General features: G+C 58.4%; 4 protein-coding genes. 3 read left to right on the top strand and 1 reads right to left on the bottom strand.

The window, feature by feature from the left end; translation table 11 throughout:
• From EOA29_RS42425 to EOA29_RS33800, 3 genes are all read left to right on the top strand, one after another.
• A partial coding sequence (locus tag EOA29_RS42425) for a hypothetical protein (RefSeq protein ID WP_210213208.1) occupies positions 1-342 on the top strand: 342 nt, incomplete at its 5' end.
• A gap of 12 nt (positions 343-354) precedes the next feature.
• Complete coding sequence (locus EOA29_RS33805; RefSeq protein WP_126093804.1) at positions 355-816, top strand: GNAT family N-acetyltransferase; 462 nt, start codon at positions 355-357, stop codon at positions 814-816.
• A gap of 29 nt (positions 817-845) precedes the next feature.
• Positions 846-1,652: a DUF72 domain-containing protein gene (locus tag EOA29_RS33800; RefSeq protein WP_126093803.1), complete on the top strand. Its 807-nt coding sequence runs from the start codon at positions 846-848 to the stop codon at positions 1,650-1,652.
• A gap of 146 nt (positions 1,653-1,798) precedes the next feature.
• Here the strand turns inward: EOA29_RS33800 and EOA29_RS33795 are convergent.
• The coding region (locus tag EOA29_RS33795) for a prolyl oligopeptidase family serine peptidase (protein ID WP_145969963.1) at positions 1,799-2,228 on the bottom strand (430 nt) is incomplete at its 5' end.

Genomic DNA, 2,228 nt, shown 5'->3' with positions numbered 1-2,228 from the left:
ATAAAGAACTTTAAAAATAAGAACAAAGAATGGATAGCGTATAGAAATTTTATTGTTCATGGACCGATAAATAGAAATGATCCTTTTAGATACTTGGTAATTTTTGAGCTTGGAGCGATAACGCTCCATAACGATTTATGGCTTGAGTTTCGCAATGTTTTTGACGAGGAGAGAGATGTCTGGAGAGGACGGGCAAAAAATCTCTTGAAGGACATGATCGATTGCCTATCGGTCATCCAAGGAATGAACGAAAGGTTGCTTGCGGCGAACCGATATACATTCGCGCCAACGGCTAAAGCGTCACAAGTTAGCGATCTCACAGTCAACGTCCAGCGGATCTGAAAGCATTTTACCATGCCAAGACAGGCAAACGATGCTGATCTCGCCGCCATCGTCGCGCTGACCACTGCCGCCTACGCACCCTACACCGCCCTGCTCGGCGCGCCACCGATCCCGGTCACCGAGGACTACGCGCCGCGCATCGAGCGCGGCGAAATCTGGCTGCTGGAGAGTGGCGGCGAATTGGCCGGGCTGATCGTCCTCGAACGGCATCCTGACCACGCCATGATCTTCAGCGTCGCGGTGGCGCCGGCCTTCCAGGGCAAGAAGCTCGGCATCGCTCTGCTCGACGTCGCCGACGGGCAGGCGCGGCAGTGGCACGTGCCGGAGGTGCGGCTCTACACCAATTCGCGGATGGAGCGGAACATCGCGCTCTACACCGCCTATGGCTATCGCGAGACGGGTCGCCGGCCCAATCCATACCGGCCGGGATGGACCGTCGTCGACATGGCCAAACCCGTCGGCAAAGCCGCCTGATCGTATTTTTTGAAACTGGGAGGAAGATGATGACCAGCCAAGGAAAGATCCGCTCCGGCATGGGCGGCTGGACCTTCGAGCCCTGGGACACGTCCTTCTATCCGGACAAGCTCGCCAAGGCCAAGCAGTTGCACTACGCCAGCCGCCAGGTGCCGAGCATCGAGGTCAACGGCACCTATTATTCCAGCTTCAAGGAACCGACTTTCCTGAAATGGGCCGGCGATACGCCGGACGGCTTCGTCTTCTCGCTGAAGGGCAACCGCTTCGTCACCAACCGCCGCGTGCTCGGCGAGGCCGGCGAATCGATGATGCGCTTCCTTGGTTCCGGCGTCGCCGCGCTTGGCGAAAAGCTCGGGCCGATTCTTTGGCAGTTCGCACCGACGAAAAAATTCGACCCGGACGATTTCGAAGCCTTCCTGAAGCTGCTGCCTGAAAAGCAGGACGGGGTTTCGCTCCGCCATGCGCTCGAGGTGCGGCATGACAGCTTCAGAGTGCCCGAATTCCCGGCCTTGGCGCGCAAATACAATGCCGCGATCGTCTATGCCGACCACGCCAAATATCCGGCGATTGCCGACGTCACCGGCGATTTCGTCTATTTGCGGCTGCAGACCGGCAGCGATGACAATCCCGACTGCTACACGCCGAAGGGGCTCGACGAATGGACGGCGCGGGCAAAGACCTGGGCGGAAGGCAAGCAGCCGGCCGACCTGCCCCGCGCCGATCCCAAGACCGATGCGCCGGTCAAGCCCCGCGACGTGTTCGTCTACTTCATCACCGAAGGCAAGGTTCGCGCGCCCTTCGGCGCCATGGCGCTGATGAAGCGGGTGGCGGCCTAGAGCTGCGGATCTCCAACGCAGCTCATTGTTCAAACCGGGAGAACTCTGCCCGGCGCGCCACACGACGCTAGACTAGGCATCGAACGAAGGTCACCACAGACGATTGCGACGATCATGCCGCTTCCGCTGACACCTGATATACAGGGTCAGTTCAAATATTCTGCCGCAATTTCTGTGTAGTCGAAGCCGCCCGATCGACCGCCAAGATGTTTGGCGAGGAAGTCTTCGATGAGGCGCGCGCGTCGAAGCTTTGTCTGCCAGCGGTCATATCCGTGTCCTTCCTTATCGAAATAGACCGCGGTCACGTCTTTTCCTGCAGCTTTCAGGGCCCCCTCGAACTCCTCGGTTTGCTCGAAGCCTACTATTTGGTCCTGCTTGCCGGCTGTGATGAGGATGGCCCCTTGGACATTCGCGGCGTGGGTCGAAGGGGACCGTTCCCGCATTTCGGCAAGACTTGCCTCATTGCCTGGATCGCCGAAATAGCGTTTCATTTCGTCGAGGTGAAGGCCCCATGAAAACGGGTTGTTCTGCATCTGGTAGGCGATGTCCATCACGCCGTAGTCGACGATCGCCGCT

The sequence above is a fragment of the Mesorhizobium sp. M1E.F.Ca.ET.063.01.1.1 genome (assembly GCF_003998155.1).
Taxonomy (GTDB): Bacteria; Pseudomonadota; Alphaproteobacteria; order Rhizobiales; family Rhizobiaceae; genus Mesorhizobium.
This window is presented reverse-complemented; position numbering and strand designations above follow the sequence as displayed.

Coding starts and splice junctions, on each gene's coding strand:
- EOA29_RS33805 (WP_126093804.1), top strand. CDS start 355: ATGCCAAGACAGGCAAACGATGCTGATCTCGCCGCCATCGTCGCGCTG.
- EOA29_RS33800 (WP_126093803.1), top strand. CDS start 846: ATGACCAGCCAAGGAAAGATCCGCTCCGGCATGGGCGGCTGGACCTTC.